Raw genomic sequence first — 16,705 nt, forward strand, 5'->3', positions numbered from 1 at the left:
GAAAGATAGAAAAAATGAAAGCACTCATTTATGCCCGCGTAAGCACAAATAAAGAACAGCAGGAGACTTCATTAAAGCGGCAGGAGGAGGAGCTTACGGCCATTGCAGCCGAGAACGGCATGGAAGTCCTCAAAGTGATTTCTGAAAAAGCCAGCGGATACGAAATGGATCGGGACGGTGTATTTGAACTGCTTGATGAGATCAAAAATTCTGGAATTGATGTCATTTTGGTTCAGGATGAGACAAGGCTCGGGCGGGGAAATGCAAAAATCGCATTGCTTCATTGTATCTACAGAGAAGGTGTGAAGGTCTATACAACGGCTCACAGAGGTGAGCTGGAGCTATCGGAGGCTGACTCGATGGTGCTGGAGATCGTCAGCATTGTGGAGGAATACCAGCGGAAAATTCACAACATGAAAATCAAGCGGGGAATGAAGCGTGCAGTAAAAAATGGTTTTAAACCGCAAAAAAACCTGAAAAATCAACATGAAAACAGCGGAAAGGATAGAATAGAGGTCCCAATCTCAGAGATCGTCCGTCTAAGAGCGAATAAACTGACGTTCGCAGAAATCGCGGCTACGCTAAGAGGGTTTGGCTATGATGTGTCTAAAGCGACCGTCCACCGGCGGTTTCAGGAATACATAGAGAATGACGAGACAGCCGAGTGAATCAGTTGTAAAACTCTTTTTGATCTAGTACTATATAGACAAAATGCAATAAAGGAGTTTAACATGATTTCAAACGCAAAAATTGCCAGAATTAATGAACTTGCTGCGAAAGCTAAAGCTGGCGTTATGACTGAAGAAGAAAAAGCCGAACAGCAAAAGCTTCGTCAAGAGTACCTGAAAGGTTTTCGCTCTTCTATGAAAAACACATTAAAAAGTGTGAAAATCATTGACCCTGAAGGCAATGATGTAACACCAGAAAAGCTAAAAAAAGAACAAAGAAATAACAAACTTCACTAATATAAGAGGAATACGGAAATATCGTATTCCTCTTTTGCATATACTATAAGCAAAACTCTTATGTGACAAAATTCAACAAGTTTCTCTCAAATTTAAGCTGAAACAGTTGAGAAAAAGTCGTCAGACATTTATGATGTAAGGGTACAACACATAAGGAAGGGGATTTTTATGGATACAATTGAAAAGAAATCAGTTGCTACCATTCGCACACTGTCAATAGACGCTATTGAAAAAGCAAATTCTGGTCACCCAGGGATGCCAATGGGGGCCGCTCCAATGGCATACACGCTGTGGACAAAATTTATGAACGTAAGTCCAGCAAACCCTGGCTGGTTTAACCGTGACCGTTTTGTTTTATCTGCTGGACACGGATCAGCACTTTTATACAGCATGCTTCATTTAAGCGGGTTTGATCTTAGCATCGAAGATCTTAAGGGATTCCGCCAGTGGGGCAGCAAAACACCTGGACATCCGGAATTCGGACATACTGCCGGTGTTGATGCGACAACAGGTCCGCTTGGCCAAGGAATTGCCATGGCAGTCGGAATGGCTATCGCTGAACGCCATTTAGCTGAAACTTACAACCGTGATTCATTTAACGTAGTCGATCATTATACATACAGTATTTGCGGTGATGGTGATTTAATGGAAGGTATTTCTTCTGAAGCCGCTTCACTCGCAGGCCATCTTCAGCTTGGCCGTCTGATCGTATTATACGATTCTAATGACATCTCTCTCGATGGAGATCTCGACCGTTCATTCTCTGAAAACGTGAAACAGCGATTTGAAGCAATGAATTGGGAAGTTCTTTATGTTGAGGATGGAAACAATATTGAAGAATTAACAGCGGCTATCGAAAAAGCACGCCAAAATGAAAAGAAACCTACATTAATTGAAGTGAAAACGACAATCGGATTCGGTTCACCTAACCGTGCCGGCACATCTGGTGTTCACGGTGCTCCGCTTGGTAAAGAGGAAAGCAAGTTAACAAAAGAAGCTTACGCGTGGACGTATGAAGAAGATTTCTACGTTCCGTCAGAAGTATATGAGCATTTCGCTTCAGCGGTTAAAGAATCAGGCGAGAAAAAGGAACAGGAATGGAAAGCCCAATTCGCTAAATATAAAGAAGTTTATCCTGAACTTGCTGAACAGCTTGAGCTTGCAATCAAAGGAGAGCTTCCGAAGGACTGGGATCAAGAGGTTCCTGTTTATGAAAAAGGAAGCAGCCTGGCATCACGTGCATCTTCTGGTGAAGTTCTCAACGGCCTTGCGAAAAAAATTCCTTTCTTTGTCGGAGGATCTGCTGACCTAGCGGGATCAAACAAAACGACAATTAAAAATGCCGGTGATTTTACAGCGGTTGATTACTCAGGCAAAAACTTCTGGTTTGGTGTTCGTGAATTTGCAATGGGTGCAGCCTTAAATGGTATGGCGCTTCATGGCGGACTTCGTGTATTCGGCGGAACTTTCTTTGTCTTCTCTGATTACCTGCGTCCGGCGATTCGCCTTGCAGCATTAATGGGTCTTCCTGTCACTTATGTCTTCACACATGACAGTATTGCTGTAGGTGAAGACGGCCCGACTCACGAGCCTGTTGAGCAGCTTGCTTCACTCCGTGCGATGCCTAATCTTTCCTTGATGCGTCCTGCAGACGGCAATGAGACAGCGGCAGCATGGAAGCTTGCAGTGCAAAGCACTGATCAGCCAACAGCGTTAGTATTGACACGCCAAAACCTTCCTACGATCGATCAAACAGCTGAAGAAGCATTGGCAGGAGTAGAAAAAGGTGCATATGTCGTTTCTAAATCTAAAAACGAAACACCTGACGCTCTTCTTATCGCTTCTGGCTCTGAAGTAGGTCTTGCGATTGAAGCACAGGCTGAATTGGCTAAAGAAAATATTGATGTTTCTGTTGTCAGCATGCCTTCAATGGACCGTTTCGATAAACAATCTGATGAATACAAAAACTCTGTTCTTCCTGCAGAGGTGAAAAAACGTCTTGCGATTGAGATGGGCGCATCATTTGGATGGGGCAAATACACAGGGCTTGAAGGAGACGTGCTCGGCATAGACCGATTCGGTGCATCTGCTCCTGGTGAAACCGTCATCAATGAATACGGCTTCTCAGTTCCAAACGTAGTGAACCGAGTTAAAGCATTAATCAATAAGTAAGAGTCTTTTAAAGAGGATGAGTCAAATCATCCTCTTTTTCTTGTTTATCCGACAAAAATAGTATTGGCTGTTTAACAGTAATAGACAATTCTTTCTTTTCTTCTTTTGTATAATAGAGAGCAAATGAAATGCTGCTGGAAAAGGGGATGAAAAGATGGAACGTCACTACTATACGCACCTGATAAAAGAGGAGTTTGCTAATCACTATTTCGGGCGGGAATCGGTTATGTTTGAGCTGTTTCAAGACTATCATTGGACAAGCCTGACAAAGCAGCAGTATCAAATGACAGAGAAACAGATTCAATATATTACACAGCCAATCCCGATTTTACATATGCATCAGCGATTAAAAATGAATTTAAACAATACGGATTACAGACAACTGGATTATATTTATAGATTAGCTTTGCCGAAAGCAAAAGGCCACGCTACGCTTATGATGAAGGAGCATATGATAGAAATAGTGGCTTCGGGGGATTACGAGGCAGAAACGATTTTCTTTGAAGTATTGAGAAAAGTAAGCCCTTGCTTTCTGGCTATGGATTTCAATTCGAAGCGTTATGGATGGCTAAATCCGGTGAAAGAAAGAAATTTTGTCTAAAACCGAAGAAAAAGAGATGTAAATGTTGTATAATAGCTTTTGGTTTAGTACACTTTAAACTAGACAACATGAAGGAGGAAATAAAATGACTTTATGGGTTGGCATCCTAGTGGGCGTTGTTGCATTGCTCATAGGTGTTGCACTCGGGTTTTTTATTGCTCGTAAATATATGATGAGCTATCTTAAAAAGAATCCGCCTATTAATGAACAAATGTTACGCATGATGATGATGCAAATGGGAATGAAACCTTCTCAAAAGAAAATCAATCAAATGATGAAAGCCATGAATAATCAAACGAAATAATACGTAAAGATTATGATATAGAGAAACATGGTTATAAAATAAAAAACCCTTATACGGGTTTTTTATTTTGCAATCATTCATCACCCGCTACTGCTCGAAGGCGCTGCTTTTGATATTGTATGAGAAGATGGTCAAGCTCCTGACTGAGCTCTATCGTAATATGAGATGTCATTCCGTTCGCCATGACAATTTGCAGCAGCTCTGCTCTTTTTTTTTCAATTTCATTTAATAGATGCTCTCTAATCACAGGGATGTATCCTTTCATACATTAGATCTTCAAAGTGAATGTTTATATTATATCCATATTTATACTAATTTTCAAATGAGAAGGAGTACAATATCTCAATGTCAAATTAAATTATATAAGTTTTTTTTGAAAATAGAAATCCTTCAAGTGAAAGTGTTAAAAAAATGAAATGATTTTGTCATAACTTGAAGGAATGTCAAATCATGAAGGGATGATGACATGGGAGACGTGAATTACTTTTTGACATTCGGGGCGGGATTTTTATCCTTTATTTCGCCTTGCTGCCTGCCGCTCTACCCAGCTTTCTTGTCATATATTACAGGAGTCAGTATGGATGATGTGAAAACAGAAAAGCTGTTGCTGCAGAAAAGAAGCTTGTTTCATACTTTATGTTTTTTGCTTGGCTTTTCAGTCATTTTTATCGCTTTAGGCTATGGAACATCTTTTATTGGCAGCCTGTTTAGGGATTATCACGATGCGATTCGGCAAATTGGCGCATTGCTTATTATTTTGTTCGGTTTCATTACGCTTGGTGTGTTCCGGCCTGAGGCCATGATGAAAGAGCGGAGAATCCATTTTAAACATAAACCAAGCGGATTTTTAGGCTCCGTCTTAATCGGAATGGCATTTGCGGCGGGATGGACGCCATGTACAGGTCCGATATTGGCTGCTGTGATCACACTTGCAAGCACAAATCCAGGCTCAGCGGTGCCGTACATGATGTTATATGTACTTGGTTTTGCTGTCCCGTTTCTATTATTGTCTTTCTTCATCACAAAGCTGAAGTGGATAAGAAAGAACCAGCTTTTGATCATGAAAGCAGGCGGCGTTTTGATGATTGTGATCGGTGTGTTGTTATTCTTTAATTGGATGAGCCTGATTATTATTTTGCTGTCAGATCTTTTTGGAGGATTTACTGGTTTTTGACGGTAAATTACTTTCGTACTACTATTAGTCCTTTTGTTTTTGGTACAATAAGACTATTATATGTGGAAATCGATTGTTGGAGGGGAATATGACAAGAGTTTTAGTTGTAGACGACGCCAAGTTCATGAGGGTGAAAATCAGAGAGATCTTGGAAGAGGCAAATTACATAATCGCAGGCGAAGCGGCAGACGGTGAGCAAGCAGCGGAACTGTATAAAAAACTGCGGCCAGACATCGTGACAATGGATATTACAATGCCAGTGAAAAACGGCATTAAGGCGCTACGTGATATCTTAACCTTTGATCCTAAAGCGAAGGTCATCATGTGCACCGCCATGCGCCAGCAAAGAATTGTAACGGAAGCGATTGAGCTGGGGGCAAAGGACTTTATTGTCAAGCCGTTCGAGGAAACAAAAGTGTTGGAAGCTGTCAGCCGCGTTATGGGATATTAACGTCATTTCTTTTCAAAATGGTTTTTTTTATTGTTTTGGAGTATAGTATATAGTATCAACACTCCTAGAAACAAAGGAATGATAAGTATGATGATTATAGTTTCATCGATTATTGCTGTGTTAATGGCTGTAGCTGTGATGGTGGTCAGAATAAAGTCCTCTGACAAGCCCGTTTCACCGAAAAAAATCATTCTTCCGCCGATTTTTATGAGTACGGGAGCGTTAATGTTTTTATTTCCGGTATTTTGGGTCACTGGTGCAGAGTTTTTAGAATCAATCACTTTAGGCGTGATTTTCTCAATTTTTCTCATCAAAACTTCTAAGTTTGAAATTAAAAATAATGAAATTTACATGAAACGCTCTAAAGCATTCGTATTTATATTAGTCGGCCTTTTGGTGATCAGAATCGCGATGAAATCGATATTGAGCACATCAATTGACTACGGCGCACTGAGTGGAATGTTTTGGATTCTGGCATTCGGTATGATCGTCCCGTGGAGAATCGCCATGTATTTATCATATCGAAAACTTCATAACGAGCTGCAGTCAGCTAATATTCAAATGAATTAAAAAACCTTTCCTCCTATCAGGAAAGGTTTTTTATTTAAGAAGAGTCTGATAAGGCTCGAGATCAATTTTTTTGTCCCGCAGATGTCTTTTTAAGAAGGTGTGGTCTCTTTTAGGAGTTGCGAGAATGTAGCCTCTGATCATCAGTTGCTGATCAATCTTTGATACCTTTTCTTCTAATGCAAGCTCACCGATTTTGCCTGCGATTTTCGCTTTTGCTGCATCTCTGAACAGCTCCGGAACCGGCGATACCAATTCATTAAGAAATTGTTTGTTTTCATTGCTCCACAAATGCCTGCTGTTTTCAATATAGTAATCCTGCCAATCAAGCTCTGACTTGCCGTCTTCTTTCGGTAAACGCTTTAAAAACTTTCGAAACATAAAAAAACCGCCGATTGATAATAAGACAACCATCATGATTACCCAAAACAGAATAAACCACAAAAACCAGCCTTCCAGCATCAATCATTCCCCCTTATTCTAACCATATTGTATACGAAGAAAGATTAGAAGAACACAGTAAAAAAAGAATAGAAAAAGTGATAGACGTCTAGTCAAAAGAGATAGTAGATCATATTCTATTGTATAGTGAATCTGCTATTTGGCCATGGGAGAGTCACTAGAGGGTATTTGACGATAAATGGACGGAAAAAAAGTCACTTTCATAATAGGGGATGAAAGTGACTTTTTATGTTAGCTAAGAGGGAATTGAAGAGAAAAAGAAGAACCATCCTCTGTTTCTTTATTTACTGCAACTGTGAGTATTTGATTTTCGCATTCGGTTTGAATGGTTTTGTCATTAAAATAAAAAGGAAGCATCATTTGTTTTTCAAAAGTCTGCCCTGACGATTTGACTGTTAAAATGAACTCGCATCCAGACAGGGTAACCGTTACTTGTGTCGGCTGTAAAAAAGTCAGATCTGCTTCTATAATATACTGCTGACTTGTTTCATATAAATCAATAGGCAATGTTTCGTCGTACCAGGCGAAGGGGTCTTCAAAAAATTGCCGAAGCCATTCATCCATACTATCGAAATCATTAGCATCATTACGTTTTGAATGGGTCATGGAAGCATTCCTCCACATATCAACCTTGCTTTACATCATATGCGGAATATCAGAAATGGGTGAACGCATAAAAAAACAGACACTAAGGTCTGCTTTTTTTTTACATATCATGGCTTGAGTTGTGCTTCTGTCTTGTGTGGTTTCGGTTTTTCACTTTTTTGCTTCCGCTGAGAGGCTCCGGCTGACCCGGATTGTGTCCTTTAGGGGCGTTTTTATGCATATCTTTACTTGTATTTTTATTGGTCATAAAATGAGAACCTCCTTAAAAGAGTCCGGTTATTGATTGGTTTTTCTTTTTTTATTATTTTGGCGTTCAGCTTCAGTCAGTACAAGCTGGTCGTTTTCGACGTAGCCAGCGCCTTTGCCTTGGCTTTTCGCGTCATTCATCCCGTTAATTACGTGATTTGCTTTTCTTTTGACCATCATTATCACCTCAATCATAATATGGCTCCTTTTGTTGCGTTATATGAGAGAGCTTAAACAGTAATAATTACCGGTACATTTGTCCGATAAGCCGAACTTATTGTATTTAATAAAAACATTGATATTTACTTATGTATGATTTTGTTTTAATATGAAATTGTGAGAAAATTGTGATGGAATTTACTTCATCTGAGAATGATCTGATCTGAAGGGGGATTTTGGAGAATGGCAAACGAGCAAAAAACTGCAGCAAAAGACGTTTTCCAAGCAAGAAAAACGTTTACTACTAATGGGAAAACATATCATTACTACTCTTTAAAGGCGTTAGAAGATTCAGGTATCGGAAAGGTTTCGAAACTTCCTTATTCCATCAAAGTTCTTTTAGAATCAGTATTGCGTCAAGTTGACGGATTCGTTATCAAAAAAGAACACGTGGAAAATTTGGCAAAATGGGGAACTGCCGAATTAAAGGAAATCGACGTTCCATTTAAACCGTCTCGTGTTATTTTACAAGACTTCACAGGGGTTCCGGCAGTAGTAGACCTTGCTTCACTGCGTAAAGCGATGGCAGCTGTCGGCGGAGATCCTGATAAAATTAACCCTGAAATTCCTGTTGATCTCGTTATCGACCACTCTGTACAGGTTGATAAAGCGGGCACAGAAGATGCGTTAGCTATTAATATGGACTTGGAATTCGAAAGAAATGCAGAGCGCTACAAATTTTTAAGCTGGGCAAAGAAAGCGTTTAATAACTATCAGGCAGTGCCGCCTGCAACAGGTATCGTACACCAGGTAAACCTAGAGTTCCTGGCGAGCGTCGTTCATGCCATTGAAGAAGACGGCGAACTTGTAACATATCCTGATACGCTTGTCGGAACAGACTCACATACCACAATGATTAACGGTATTGGCGTTCTCGGCTGGGGTGTCGGCGGAATTGAAGCTGAGGCGGGAATGCTTGGACAGCCATCTTACTTCCCGGTTCCTGAGGTAATCGGCGCGAAACTTGTCGGAAAGCTTCCAAACGGAACAACCGCTACTGACTTGGCGTTAAAAGTGACACAGGTGCTTCGTGAAAAAGGTGTTGTCGGCAAGTTTGTTGAGTTCTTTGGACCGGGAATTGCTGAACTGCCGCTTGCAGATCGCGCAACAATTGCGAACATGGCTCCGGAATACGGTGCTACATGCGGGTTCTTCCCAGTAGATGAAGAAGCGCTAAACTACCTGCGCCTGACAGGTCGTGATCCTGAACATATTGATGTAGTAGAAGCATACTGCAGAAGCAACGGCTTGTTCTACACACCAGATGCGGAAGACCCTCAATTTACTGATGTGGTTGAAATTGACCTGTCTCAAATTGAAGCAAACTTATCAGGTCCAAAACGCCCTCAGGATTTGATTCCGCTTTCTGCTATGCAGGAAACGTTTAAAAAGCATTTGGTCAGCCCTGCGGGTAACCAAGGATTCGGTTTAAATGCTGATGAAGAAGAAAAAGAAATTAAGTTTAAACTCCTTAACGGCGAAGAAACAGTTATGAAAACGGGTGCGATCGCCATTGCTGCGATTACAAGCTGTACGAATACTTCCAACCCGTACGTTCTGATCGGCGCCGGACTTGTAGCGAAAAAAGCGGTTGAGTTAGGGCTTAAAGTGCCTAATTACGTAAAAACGTCACTTGCACCGGGTTCTAAAGTCGTTACAGGGTATCTTGTGAATTCAGGCCTTCTTCCATACATGAAAGAACTTGGTTTTAACCTCGTTGGGTACGGATGTACAACATGTATCGGAAACTCAGGTCCGCTTTCCCCAGAAATCGAAGAAGCGGTTGCAAAAAATGATCTTCTGATTACGTCTGTTCTCTCCGGAAACCGTAACTTTGAAGGGCGTATTCACCCGCTTGTTAAGGGCAACTATCTTGCTTCTCCGCCGCTAGTTGTGGCATATGCGCTGGCTGGAACGGTAAACATTAACCTGAAAACCGATCCGATCGGTGTGGGCAAAGATGGTAAAAACGTATACTTTAACGATATTTGGCCTTCAATGGACGAAATCAATTCACTTGTTAAGCAAACTGTTACGCCTGAGCTCTTCCGCAAAGAGTATGAAACAGTATTTGATGACAACAAGCGTTGGAACGAGATTGAAACAACAGACGAAGCGTTATATAAATGGGATAACGAGTCAACTTACATTCAAAACCCGCCATTCTTCGAAGAAATGTCCGTTGAGCCAGGTAAGGTTGAGCCGTTAAAAGGTCTGCGTGTTGTCGGTAAATTCGGCGATTCAGTCACAACTGACCATATTTCTCCTGCGGGAGCAATCGGGAAAGATACGCCTGCCGGAAAGTATTTGCAAGAGAAAGGTGTTTCTCCTCGTGACTTTAACTCCTACGGTTCCCGCCGCGGAAACCATGAAGTTATGATGAGAGGAACATTTGCAAACATCCGCATCAAAAACCAAATTGCACCGGGTACAGAAGGCGGATTTACAACGTACTGGCCGACTGGTGAAGTAACGTCCATCTATGATGCGTGCATGAGATACAAAGAAGATAAAACAGGCCTTGTCGTATTAGCTGGAAAAGACTATGGTATGGGTTCTTCACGTGACTGGGCTGCAAAAGGAACAAACCTTCTTGGCATCAGAACGGTAATTGCTGAGAGCTTTGAAAGAATTCACAGAAGCAACCTTGTATTCATGGGTGTGCTGCCGCTTCAATTTAAACAAGGTGAAAATGCGGAAACACTCGGCTTAACTGGTAAAGAAGTCATCGAGGTAGATGTTGATGAAAGCGTACGCCCTCGTGATATCGTTACAGTAAGAGCAATTGATGAAGACGGAAATGCAAAAACATTTGAAGCACTTGTCCGCTTTGATAGTGAAGTTGAAATTGATTACTACCGCCATGGCGGCATCCTGCAAATGGTGCTTCGCGATAAAATGAAGCAGTCCTGATGAATCAATAGGAAGAGAAGGCATTAAGCTTTCTCTTCTTTTTATGACAAAGTGTGCTGCGGAGGTGGCATATGCTGAAAAAATGGCTCGCAGGGATCCTGCTTATCATGCTTGCCGGTTATATGGGATGGAATTTGTATCAAACATACAGCAAAAAAGAAATCGGGATTGAAGAGGGACAGCAAGCACCTGATTTTTCTTTGAAAACGCTATCAAGAGAGGAACGTTCCTTACAAGACACAAAAGGCAAAAAAGTGCTGCTCAATTTTTGGGCAACTTGGTGTAAACCGTGCCGTCAGGAAATGCCTGCGATGGAACAGCTGCAAAAAGAGCACGCTGACGAACTTGCGGTTGTTGCGGTTAATTTCACTTCAGCAGAGAAAAGCGAAAAACAGGTTCAGGCGTTTGCTGATACGTATGACTTAACGTTTCCCATCCTGATTGATAAAAAAGGGATTAATGCTGACTATAATGTGTTGTCATACCCAACGACGTATATCTTAGATGAAAAAGGCGTCATACAAGACATACACATTGGCACCATGACAAAAAAAGAAATGGAACAAAAACTGGATCTTGATTAGATTCAGTTTTTTTATGTTCAGATATGCTTACAAGTTTTCAGAATTGGAGAAAATAAAAGAATATGCGGAGGTGAGAAGAGTGAAGAAGATGAGAAAGCGTTCTTTTCATGAGCTTGTCATGGAAAACAAAAAAGAGCTGATGACCAATACGGAGTATTTAAATCAGCTTGAGGAAAAGCTTGAACAGCGATTTAAGCAAAAATAACCTTTAATTTGTATTCATGTTTACCCCTCCTTTTGAGAATCCTATCTGTTGAGGAGGGATAAACATGGGAAACAACAAGAAAAACGGTCAGCCTCAATATGCTCCAAGCCACTTGGGTACTAAGCCTGTAAAATATAAAGCCAATAAAGGGGAAAAAATGCATGATACTTCCGGACAGCAGCCAATCATCATGCAGACAAAAGGCGAGTAACGCCGAATCGAGTTTATTTTTTCTAGGAGGTACATCCGAATGACAAAGAATCAAAATCAATATCAACAGCCTAATCCTGATGATCGTTCTGATAACGTAGAAAAATTGCAGGATATGGTTCAAAATACAATTGAAAACATAGAAGAAGCAGAAGCATCAATGGAGTTTGCTTCAGGAGAAGATAAACAGCGTATCAAAGAAAAAAATGAAAGACGCGAACAGAGTATCGAAGCGTTTCGCAATGAAATTCAAGACGAATCCGCAGCGAGACAAAACGGATACCGTTCATAAAAACCAGGGAAACCTGGTTTTTTTCTTTCTGATTTGATTATGGTAAAATGGGGCTAAATTGACGTTAAGGGAGCAGAGTAATCTTGCATATATCAAAAACAGAAATAGAAGTGCGTTATGCAGAAACAGATCAAATGGGGATTGTCTATCACGCAAATTATCTTGTGTGGATGGAGGTCGGCAGAACCGCCCTCATTAAGGACTTAGGCTTTTTATACAGTGATATGGAAAAGAAAGGCGTTCTGTCTCCAGTCGTTGATATCAATATTTCCTATAAAAAGCCGCTTCATTACGGAGAAACTGCGGTTGTGCACACATGGATAGAGCAATACAACGGCTTTAAAACCGTCTATGGTTATCACATTTATAATCCGGCCGGTGAGCTTTCCATCGAAGCTACCTCATCTCATATTTGTGTAGATAAAGAAAGCTTTAAGCCTATACAGTTCCGTAAAGCTTTCCCTGATTGGCACGCAGCATATGAAAAGGCCAAAAAATAGGGAAGTGAACGAGATATGGCGTTTGGAGTGAAACGTGAGGAACTCAACCGGTGGAAACAAGCAGTAAAAAGAGGAGAAATCGCATTTTTAACACATTACTGGCTGGATGACCGGTTTCCGGAAGCAAAAACTGTGACAAAAGCAGGCTGTGCAGATATTGATAAGCTGATTCAGTGGGGAGCGGCGTATGGTTTAAAAAAAGAATGGATACATAAAAAAAGTGAATTTCCTCACTTTGATCTGCTGGGTGAGACGCAAAAATATATTTTGGAACAAGAAAACCTGACAGATCATCTTGCCCGATTTCATCTATAAAAAAAGAACGCACATAACGTGCGTTCTTTTTTTATTGGTATTCAAAAACCGGTTCATCAGCGTCTGCTGAATAGCTGACTAGAAGGTCGTGGTTATCGAAGTACCATAGATCACTTTCTTCAATAAAGAAGGTGATGCCGCCGGCTTCTGTAGTGGCTCCAGCCTCTTGCGGGGCGTCTTTCGCCACTCCGAGGGAAAATCCCTTTTGAACGTTGCTGCAGCCGCCGTAGCGGACGAAAAAGCGAACCTGGTCTCCGCTTTCTAAATCGAGCTCTTCCTTATACCAGTTCAGTGCGTCTTTGTTAATTGTCATATTCATAACAGAACACCCCTTTGTTCTTCATTTGAATTTTCTCTATTATAAACGTATTAGGCTATTCTGTGTCAAAAGAGAAGGTTTATAACCATTTCACTTTAGGTTCTGTTTTATTGATAATTCGTTTAATGTTCGCCCGGTGTCTGTATATCACAAAAATAGTGAGCAGGGTAACGACAACCAATAAATACTTATCATGGACAAAGAGACTATATATAACAGTATAGATCCCTGTTAACATCGATGACAGAGAAACAAATTTAGTCAAGTATAAAAAGATGAAAAATACCGCGACCATCGTGATAAATAACAAAGGTGCGTAAAATAGCAAAACGCCTCCGGACGTTGCCACGGCTTTGCCGCCTTTAAATTTAGCGAAAATGGGAAACACATGGCCTAAGACCGCAAAGACTCCTGCTAGTAGCGGGTGAATATCAACATGCATGAGGAAAGGCAATGCAGTTGCCAGCGTCCCTTTCAAAATATCTCCGGCTATGACAACCGAACCAGCTTTTACGCCCAGCGTACGGAATGCATTAGTAGCGCCTAAGTTGCCGCTTCCGTGCTCCCGAATATCAATTCCCTTGGCAAGCTTGCCCACAATTAAGCCAGATGGAATGCTGCCTATCAAGTAGGCCAAAATAATCAATAAAGCAATTAACATCTACATTTCTCCTTTTTCAAAATCCCTTCTTTCTATTTTAACATGAGATGTCATGATCTGATGATAAGTTTTTTATAAAGTTTACTTACAAATCTAATCAAACATGCATCATATTTTGATTTCTTTCATTTTGATCGTGTAGAATAAATAAAAAAGGAGTGGTACATGATGCAAAACCCATCCAAAACGGAAATTAAAGAGATTCTTGATCAAAGCAAGCGAATCGCGGTGGTGGGGCTTTCAGACCGCCCGGATAGAACGTCATATATGGTTTCAAAAGCGATGCAGGATGCGGGCTATGAAATCATTCCCGTCAATCCTACAATTGATGAGGCGCTAGGTGTCAAAGCCGTTTCATCTTTAAAAGAGATTGACGGCCCGATTGACATTGTCAATGTATTCCGGCGCTCAGAGCAGCTGCCAGGCGTGGCGAAAGAGTTTCTGGAGACAGATGCTCCAGTATTTTGGGCACAGCAGGGGCTGGTAAACGAAGAAGCTTACCAGATGCTAAAGGAAAAAGACAGAACGGTTATCATGGATCTGTGCATAAAAGTGGCGCACGCTGTAACAAAATAGGTGCAGAACTGCAAAAATCCTTGTGAATTCAAGGATTTTTGCTTTTTAATTTTAAGATATTGTTTGCGTATTACGGTGAAACAGATACAATAAAGCTTGAACAGCTTTTTTTGAATACCTTGTCTAGCTGGGTTTCGGCCGTTCGATTTGCGAAGGTCTGCTGCTTTATATATAATAAACAAACATACGTTCTCATAGTGTGAAAACAGCACTAGCCGATGTTTTGCGAACTGATTCGTTAGCTCTATGTTGCGATTGCAAACATATTGGTTATAATGAGGAGTCCAAGGCAGTACCGGCTCGAGGCGAGGTTTATAACAAATACTTTATACAAATTGATGGTGTAACACTGAAAAGAGAAAGACAATGTTAGTTTTTGAAAGGGGTTTGTACGTTTGGCTAGAAAACAGCAATTTGATTACAACGAAGATGCCATACAGGTGCTCGAAGGCCTTGAGGCTGTCAGGAAAAGGCCCGGTATGTATATTGGTTCTACTGACGCGCGAGGCTTGCACCACTTGGTTTATGAAATTGTAGATAACTCTGTCGACGAGGTGCTTGCCGGCCATGGAGATCACATAATCGTCAAAATACATAAAGACAACAGTATATCTGTACAGGATAGAGGCCGCGGCATGCCAACCGGAATGCATAAGCTCGGCAAACCAACCCCTGAAGTGATTTTAACGGTGCTTCATGCCGGAGGAAAGTTCGGCCAAGGCGGATATAAGACAAGCGGAGGGCTGCACGGAGTTGGTGCATCAGTTGTGAATGCTTTATCTGAATGGCTGACGGTTACCATTGAGCGGGACGGTTTCGTCTATCAGCAGCGTTTTGAAAACGGAGGAAAACCTGTCACATCTCTCGAAAAGATCGGCAAAACAAAAAAGACAGGAACGCTAACGCACTTTAAGCCAGATCCAACAATGTTCAGTACAACGACTTATAATTTTGAAACGCTTTCTGAGCGCTTAAGAGAATCTGCATTTTTGTTAAAAGGATTAAAAATTGAGCTGATTGACGAGCGCAATGACCAGCAGGAGGTCTTTTATTATGAGAACGGCATAGAGGCGTTTGTCGCGTACTTAAATGAGGAAAAAGACGTCTTGTCTGAAGTGGTTTCGTTTGAGGGAGAGCATCATTCAATAGAAGTGGACTTTGCGTTCCAGTTCAACGACGGCTATTCTGAAAACATTTTATCGTTTGTTAACAACGTCAGAACAAAAGACGGCGGGACTCATGAGTCAGGTGCAAAAACAGCGATGACACGTGCTTTTAATGAATATGCGCGAAAAGTGGCTTTGCTGAAAGAAAAGGATAAAAACCTGGAAGGCACCGATATAAGGGAAGGGCTTTCAGCCATTATTTCTGTTCGGATTCCTGAGGAGCTTCTTCAATTTGAAGGACAAACAAAAGGGAAGCTCGGTACTAGTGAAGCGAGATCAGCAGTTGATGCGATTGTTTCAGAGCAGCTTGCTTACTTTTTAGAGGAAAACCGGGATACTGCAACGCTTCTTGTCAAAAAAGCAATCAAAGCGAGCCAGGCACGCGAAGCGGCACGCAGAGCCCGTGAAGAAGCAAGAAGCGGCAAAAAACGAAAAAAATCAGAAGCGACATTAAGCGGGAAGCTGACGCCTGCGGGTTCGAGAAACCCGGCAAAAAATGAATTGTATCTCGTTGAGGGGGATTCAGCAGGAGGGTCGGCAAAGCAGGGAAGAGACCGCAGATTCCAAGCGGTTCTGCCTTTACGCGGTAAAGTCATTAATACGGAAAAGGCTAAGCTTGCTGATATCTTTAAAAATGAAGAGATCAATACGATCATTCATGCGATCGGCGGCGGAGTCGGAGCAGATTTCTCAATCGATGATATCAACTATGACAAAATCATCATTATGACCGATGCCGATACGGACGGCGCTCATATTCAAGTGCTGCTTCTTACCTTTTTCTATCGCTATATGAAGCCGCTCATTGAACATGGCAAAGTGTTCATTGCACTGCCTCCTTTATATAAGGTCAGCAAAGGAAGCGGGAAAAAGGAAATCATTGAATACGCATGGTCTGATGAAGAGATGGATGATGTCCTGAAAAAAGTCGGCAAAGGCTATACGATTCAACGATATAAGGGTCTTGGAGAGATGAACGCAGACCAGCTGTGGGAAACGACGATGAATCCGGAGTCCCGTACGCTTGTTAGGGTCAAAATCGATGATGCGGCACGTGTAGAGAGACGTGTCACGACATTAATGGGAGACAAAGTAGAGCCGCGCAGAAAGTGGATTGAGAAAAACGTCGCTTTTGGCTTAGATGAAGAAAGCAATATTTTAGAAAATGAAAACTTATCGGTCGCTGAGGAGGTTTAA

Annotated in this window: 24 protein-coding genes; 17 read left to right on the plus strand and 7 right to left on the minus strand. The window is 41.4% G+C overall.

The window, feature by feature from the left end; genetic code table 11:
- The first annotated feature begins 14 nt into the window (after positions 1–14).
- The 5 genes from AC4CV5_RS10170 (at position 15) to AC4CV5_RS10190 (ending at position 4,042) form a co-directional block, all read left to right on the plus strand.
- Positions 15–668 carry a YneB family resolvase-like protein gene (locus AC4CV5_RS10170; RefSeq protein WP_490922669.1) on the plus strand — a complete coding sequence of 218 codons (654 nt, stop codon included), beginning with the start codon at positions 15–17 and terminating at the stop codon, positions 666–668.
- Between the two features lie 63 nt (positions 669–731).
- The gene (locus tag AC4CV5_RS10175) at positions 732–965 is read left to right on the plus strand and encodes a DUF896 domain-containing protein (protein WP_222142899.1); all 234 of its coding nucleotides are present in this window, start codon (positions 732–734) and stop codon (positions 963–965) included.
- A gap of 168 nt (positions 966–1,133) precedes the next feature.
- Entirely contained in the window at positions 1,134–3,137 is a 2,004-nt protein-coding gene (gene tkt / locus AC4CV5_RS10180; protein ID WP_166852485.1) for a transketolase, read from the plus strand.
- A 154-nt stretch (positions 3,138–3,291) separates the two neighbouring features.
- Positions 3,292–3,738, plus strand: a complete 447-nt coding sequence (gene sirA, locus AC4CV5_RS10185) for a sporulation inhibitor of replication protein SirA (protein ID WP_248602720.1) — start codon at positions 3,292–3,294, stop codon at positions 3,736–3,738.
- Positions 3,739–3,823: 85 nt separating this feature from the next.
- Positions 3,824–4,042 (plus strand): YneF family protein, encoded by a 219-nt coding sequence (locus AC4CV5_RS10190; protein WP_003221221.1) that lies wholly within the window; start codon positions 3,824–3,826, stop codon positions 4,040–4,042.
- A gap of 73 nt (positions 4,043–4,115) precedes the next feature.
- On the opposite strand, the gene ynzD is transcribed toward AC4CV5_RS10190, so the two are convergent.
- Complete coding sequence (gene ynzD, locus AC4CV5_RS10195; RefSeq protein WP_024121579.1) at positions 4,116–4,289, minus strand: aspartyl-phosphate phosphatase YnzD; 174 nt, start codon at positions 4,287–4,289, stop codon at positions 4,116–4,118.
- Positions 4,290–4,508: 219 nt separating this feature from the next.
- On the opposite strand from ynzD, the gene ccdA reads away from it, so the two are divergent.
- The 3 genes from ccdA to AC4CV5_RS10210 all read left to right on the plus strand — a co-directional run bounded on the left by ccdA (position 4,509) and on the right by AC4CV5_RS10210 (position 6,237).
- A complete protein-coding gene (gene ccdA / locus AC4CV5_RS10200; RefSeq protein ID WP_148961714.1) occupies positions 4,509–5,216 on the plus strand; it encodes a cytochrome c-type biogenesis protein CcdA in 708 nt (235 codons plus the stop codon).
- A gap of 88 nt (positions 5,217–5,304) precedes the next feature.
- The gene (locus AC4CV5_RS10205) at positions 5,305–5,667 is read left to right on the plus strand and encodes a response regulator (RefSeq protein ID WP_166852478.1); all 363 of its coding nucleotides are present in this window, start codon (positions 5,305–5,307) and stop codon (positions 5,665–5,667) included.
- Between the two features lie 78 nt (positions 5,668–5,745).
- Entirely contained in the window at positions 5,746–6,237 is a 492-nt protein-coding gene (locus AC4CV5_RS10210; protein WP_072566335.1) for a CcdC family protein, read from the plus strand.
- Between the two features lie 30 nt (positions 6,238–6,267).
- Here AC4CV5_RS10210 and AC4CV5_RS10215 read toward each other — a convergent pair whose 3' ends face one another.
- From AC4CV5_RS10215 to sspO, 4 genes are all read right to left on the minus strand, one after another.
- Entirely contained in the window at positions 6,268–6,696 is a 429-nt protein-coding gene (locus AC4CV5_RS10215; protein WP_490922670.1) for a DUF2621 domain-containing protein, read from the minus strand.
- 231 nt (positions 6,697–6,927) lie between these two features.
- On the minus strand, positions 6,928–7,320 hold the full coding sequence (gene cotM / locus AC4CV5_RS10220; protein WP_079287803.1) for an outer spore coat protein CotM: 393 nt from the start codon (positions 7,318–7,320) through the stop codon (positions 6,928–6,930).
- An 82-nt stretch (positions 7,321–7,402) separates the two neighbouring features.
- Entirely contained in the window at positions 7,403–7,549 is a 147-nt protein-coding gene (locus AC4CV5_RS10225; protein ID WP_003221237.1) for a small acid-soluble spore protein P, read from the minus strand.
- Between the two features lie 29 nt (positions 7,550–7,578).
- Positions 7,579–7,725 carry a small acid-soluble spore protein SspO gene (gene sspO / locus AC4CV5_RS10230; protein WP_003221239.1) on the minus strand — a complete coding sequence of 49 codons (147 nt, stop codon included), beginning with the start codon at positions 7,723–7,725 and terminating at the stop codon, positions 7,579–7,581.
- A gap of 225 nt (positions 7,726–7,950) precedes the next feature.
- On the opposite strand from sspO, the gene acnA reads away from it, so the two are divergent.
- The 7 genes from acnA (at position 7,951) to AC4CV5_RS10265 (ending at position 12,786) form a co-directional block, all read left to right on the plus strand.
- Positions 7,951–10,680 (plus strand): aconitate hydratase AcnA, encoded by a 2,730-nt coding sequence (gene acnA, locus AC4CV5_RS10235; protein WP_166852471.1) that lies wholly within the window; start codon positions 7,951–7,953, stop codon positions 10,678–10,680.
- A gap of 71 nt (positions 10,681–10,751) precedes the next feature.
- Positions 10,752–11,264 (plus strand): redoxin domain-containing protein, encoded by a 513-nt coding sequence (locus tag AC4CV5_RS10240; RefSeq protein ID WP_166852468.1) that lies wholly within the window; start codon positions 10,752–10,754, stop codon positions 11,262–11,264.
- 79 nt (positions 11,265–11,343) lie between these two features.
- Positions 11,344–11,469, plus strand: a complete 126-nt coding sequence (locus tag AC4CV5_RS10245; protein ID WP_003244964.1) for an FbpB family small basic protein — start codon at positions 11,344–11,346, stop codon at positions 11,467–11,469.
- A 64-nt stretch (positions 11,470–11,533) separates the two neighbouring features.
- Positions 11,534–11,680, plus strand: coding sequence for an acid-soluble spore protein SspN (gene sspN / locus AC4CV5_RS10250; RefSeq protein ID WP_003221249.1), 147 nt, complete (start codon positions 11,534–11,536; stop codon positions 11,678–11,680).
- Positions 11,681–11,719: 39 nt separating this feature from the next.
- Positions 11,720–11,971, plus strand: coding sequence for a small acid-soluble spore protein Tlp (gene tlp, locus AC4CV5_RS10255; RefSeq protein ID WP_166852466.1), 252 nt, complete (start codon positions 11,720–11,722; stop codon positions 11,969–11,971).
- Positions 11,972–12,054: 83 nt separating this feature from the next.
- Positions 12,055–12,471: a YbgC/FadM family acyl-CoA thioesterase gene (locus AC4CV5_RS10260; protein WP_490922672.1), complete on the plus strand. Its 417-nt coding sequence runs from the start codon at positions 12,055–12,057 to the stop codon at positions 12,469–12,471.
- Between the two features lie 15 nt (positions 12,472–12,486).
- On the plus strand, positions 12,487–12,786 hold the full coding sequence (locus tag AC4CV5_RS10265) for a hypothetical protein (protein ID WP_222142906.1): 300 nt from the start codon (positions 12,487–12,489) through the stop codon (positions 12,784–12,786).
- Positions 12,787–12,817: 31 nt separating this feature from the next.
- Here AC4CV5_RS10265 and AC4CV5_RS10270 read toward each other — a convergent pair whose 3' ends face one another.
- Positions 12,818–13,105, minus strand: coding sequence for a HesB/YadR/YfhF family protein (locus AC4CV5_RS10270; protein ID WP_222142907.1), 288 nt, complete (start codon positions 13,103–13,105; stop codon positions 12,818–12,820).
- Positions 13,106–13,184: 79 nt separating this feature from the next.
- The gene (gene plsY, locus AC4CV5_RS10275; RefSeq protein ID WP_166852458.1) at positions 13,185–13,766 is read right to left on the minus strand and encodes a glycerol-3-phosphate 1-O-acyltransferase PlsY; all 582 of its coding nucleotides are present in this window, start codon (positions 13,764–13,766) and stop codon (positions 13,185–13,187) included.
- 168 nt (positions 13,767–13,934) lie between these two features.
- Here plsY and AC4CV5_RS10280 point away from each other — a divergent pair, with 168 nt between their 5' ends.
- Positions 13,935–14,342, plus strand: coding sequence for a CoA-binding protein (locus AC4CV5_RS10280; RefSeq protein ID WP_166854665.1), 408 nt, complete (start codon positions 13,935–13,937; stop codon positions 14,340–14,342).
- Positions 14,343–14,737: 395 nt separating this feature from the next.
- Entirely contained in the window at positions 14,738–16,705 is a 1,968-nt protein-coding gene (gene parE / locus AC4CV5_RS10285; protein WP_166852456.1) for a DNA topoisomerase IV subunit B, read from the plus strand.

The organism is Bacillus sp. NS1, assembly GCF_058248265.1.

What these genes read in the sequence shown, in the direction of transcription:
- AC4CV5_RS10205 (WP_166852478.1), top strand. Translation starts at nt 5,305, where the DNA reads ATGACAAGAGTTTTAGTTGTAGACGACGCCAAGTTCATGAGGGTGAAA.
- AC4CV5_RS10215 (WP_490922670.1), bottom strand. Translation starts at nt 6,696, where the DNA reads ATGCTGGAAGGCTGGTTTTTGTGGTTTATTCTGTTTTGGGTAATCATG.
- AC4CV5_RS10175 (WP_222142899.1), top strand. Translation starts at nt 732, where the DNA reads ATGATTTCAAACGCAAAAATTGCCAGAATTAATGAACTTGCTGCGAAA.
- AC4CV5_RS10190 (WP_003221221.1), top strand. Translation starts at nt 3,824, where the DNA reads ATGACTTTATGGGTTGGCATCCTAGTGGGCGTTGTTGCATTGCTCATA.
- AC4CV5_RS10270 (WP_222142907.1), bottom strand. Translation starts at nt 13,105, where the DNA reads ATGAATATGACAATTAACAAAGACGCACTGAACTGGTATAAGGAAGAG.
- AC4CV5_RS10280 (WP_166854665.1), top strand. Translation starts at nt 13,935, where the DNA reads ATGCAAAACCCATCCAAAACGGAAATTAAAGAGATTCTTGATCAAAGC.
- AC4CV5_RS10210 (WP_072566335.1), top strand. Translation starts at nt 5,746, where the DNA reads ATGATAAGTATGATGATTATAGTTTCATCGATTATTGCTGTGTTAATG.
- sirA (WP_248602720.1), top strand. Translation starts at nt 3,292, where the DNA reads ATGGAACGTCACTACTATACGCACCTGATAAAAGAGGAGTTTGCTAAT.
- AC4CV5_RS10225 (WP_003221237.1), bottom strand. Translation starts at nt 7,549, where the DNA reads ATGACCAATAAAAATACAAGTAAAGATATGCATAAAAACGCCCCTAAA.
- AC4CV5_RS10265 (WP_222142906.1), top strand. Translation starts at nt 12,487, where the DNA reads ATGGCGTTTGGAGTGAAACGTGAGGAACTCAACCGGTGGAAACAAGCA.
- acnA (WP_166852471.1), top strand. Translation starts at nt 7,951, where the DNA reads ATGGCAAACGAGCAAAAAACTGCAGCAAAAGACGTTTTCCAAGCAAGA.
- cotM (WP_079287803.1), bottom strand. Translation starts at nt 7,320, where the DNA reads ATGTGGAGGAATGCTTCCATGACCCATTCAAAACGTAATGATGCTAAT.
- AC4CV5_RS10240 (WP_166852468.1), top strand. Translation starts at nt 10,752, where the DNA reads ATGCTGAAAAAATGGCTCGCAGGGATCCTGCTTATCATGCTTGCCGGT.
- plsY (WP_166852458.1), bottom strand. Translation starts at nt 13,766, where the DNA reads ATGTTAATTGCTTTATTGATTATTTTGGCCTACTTGATAGGCAGCATT.
- AC4CV5_RS10170 (WP_490922669.1), top strand. Translation starts at nt 15, where the DNA reads ATGAAAGCACTCATTTATGCCCGCGTAAGCACAAATAAAGAACAGCAG.
- tlp (WP_166852466.1), top strand. Translation starts at nt 11,720, where the DNA reads ATGACAAAGAATCAAAATCAATATCAACAGCCTAATCCTGATGATCGT.
- sspN (WP_003221249.1), top strand. Translation starts at nt 11,534, where the DNA reads ATGGGAAACAACAAGAAAAACGGTCAGCCTCAATATGCTCCAAGCCAC.
- tkt (WP_166852485.1), top strand. Translation starts at nt 1,134, where the DNA reads ATGGATACAATTGAAAAGAAATCAGTTGCTACCATTCGCACACTGTCA.
- ccdA (WP_148961714.1), top strand. Translation starts at nt 4,509, where the DNA reads ATGGGAGACGTGAATTACTTTTTGACATTCGGGGCGGGATTTTTATCC.
- sspO (WP_003221239.1), bottom strand. Translation starts at nt 7,725, where the DNA reads ATGGTCAAAAGAAAAGCAAATCACGTAATTAACGGGATGAATGACGCG.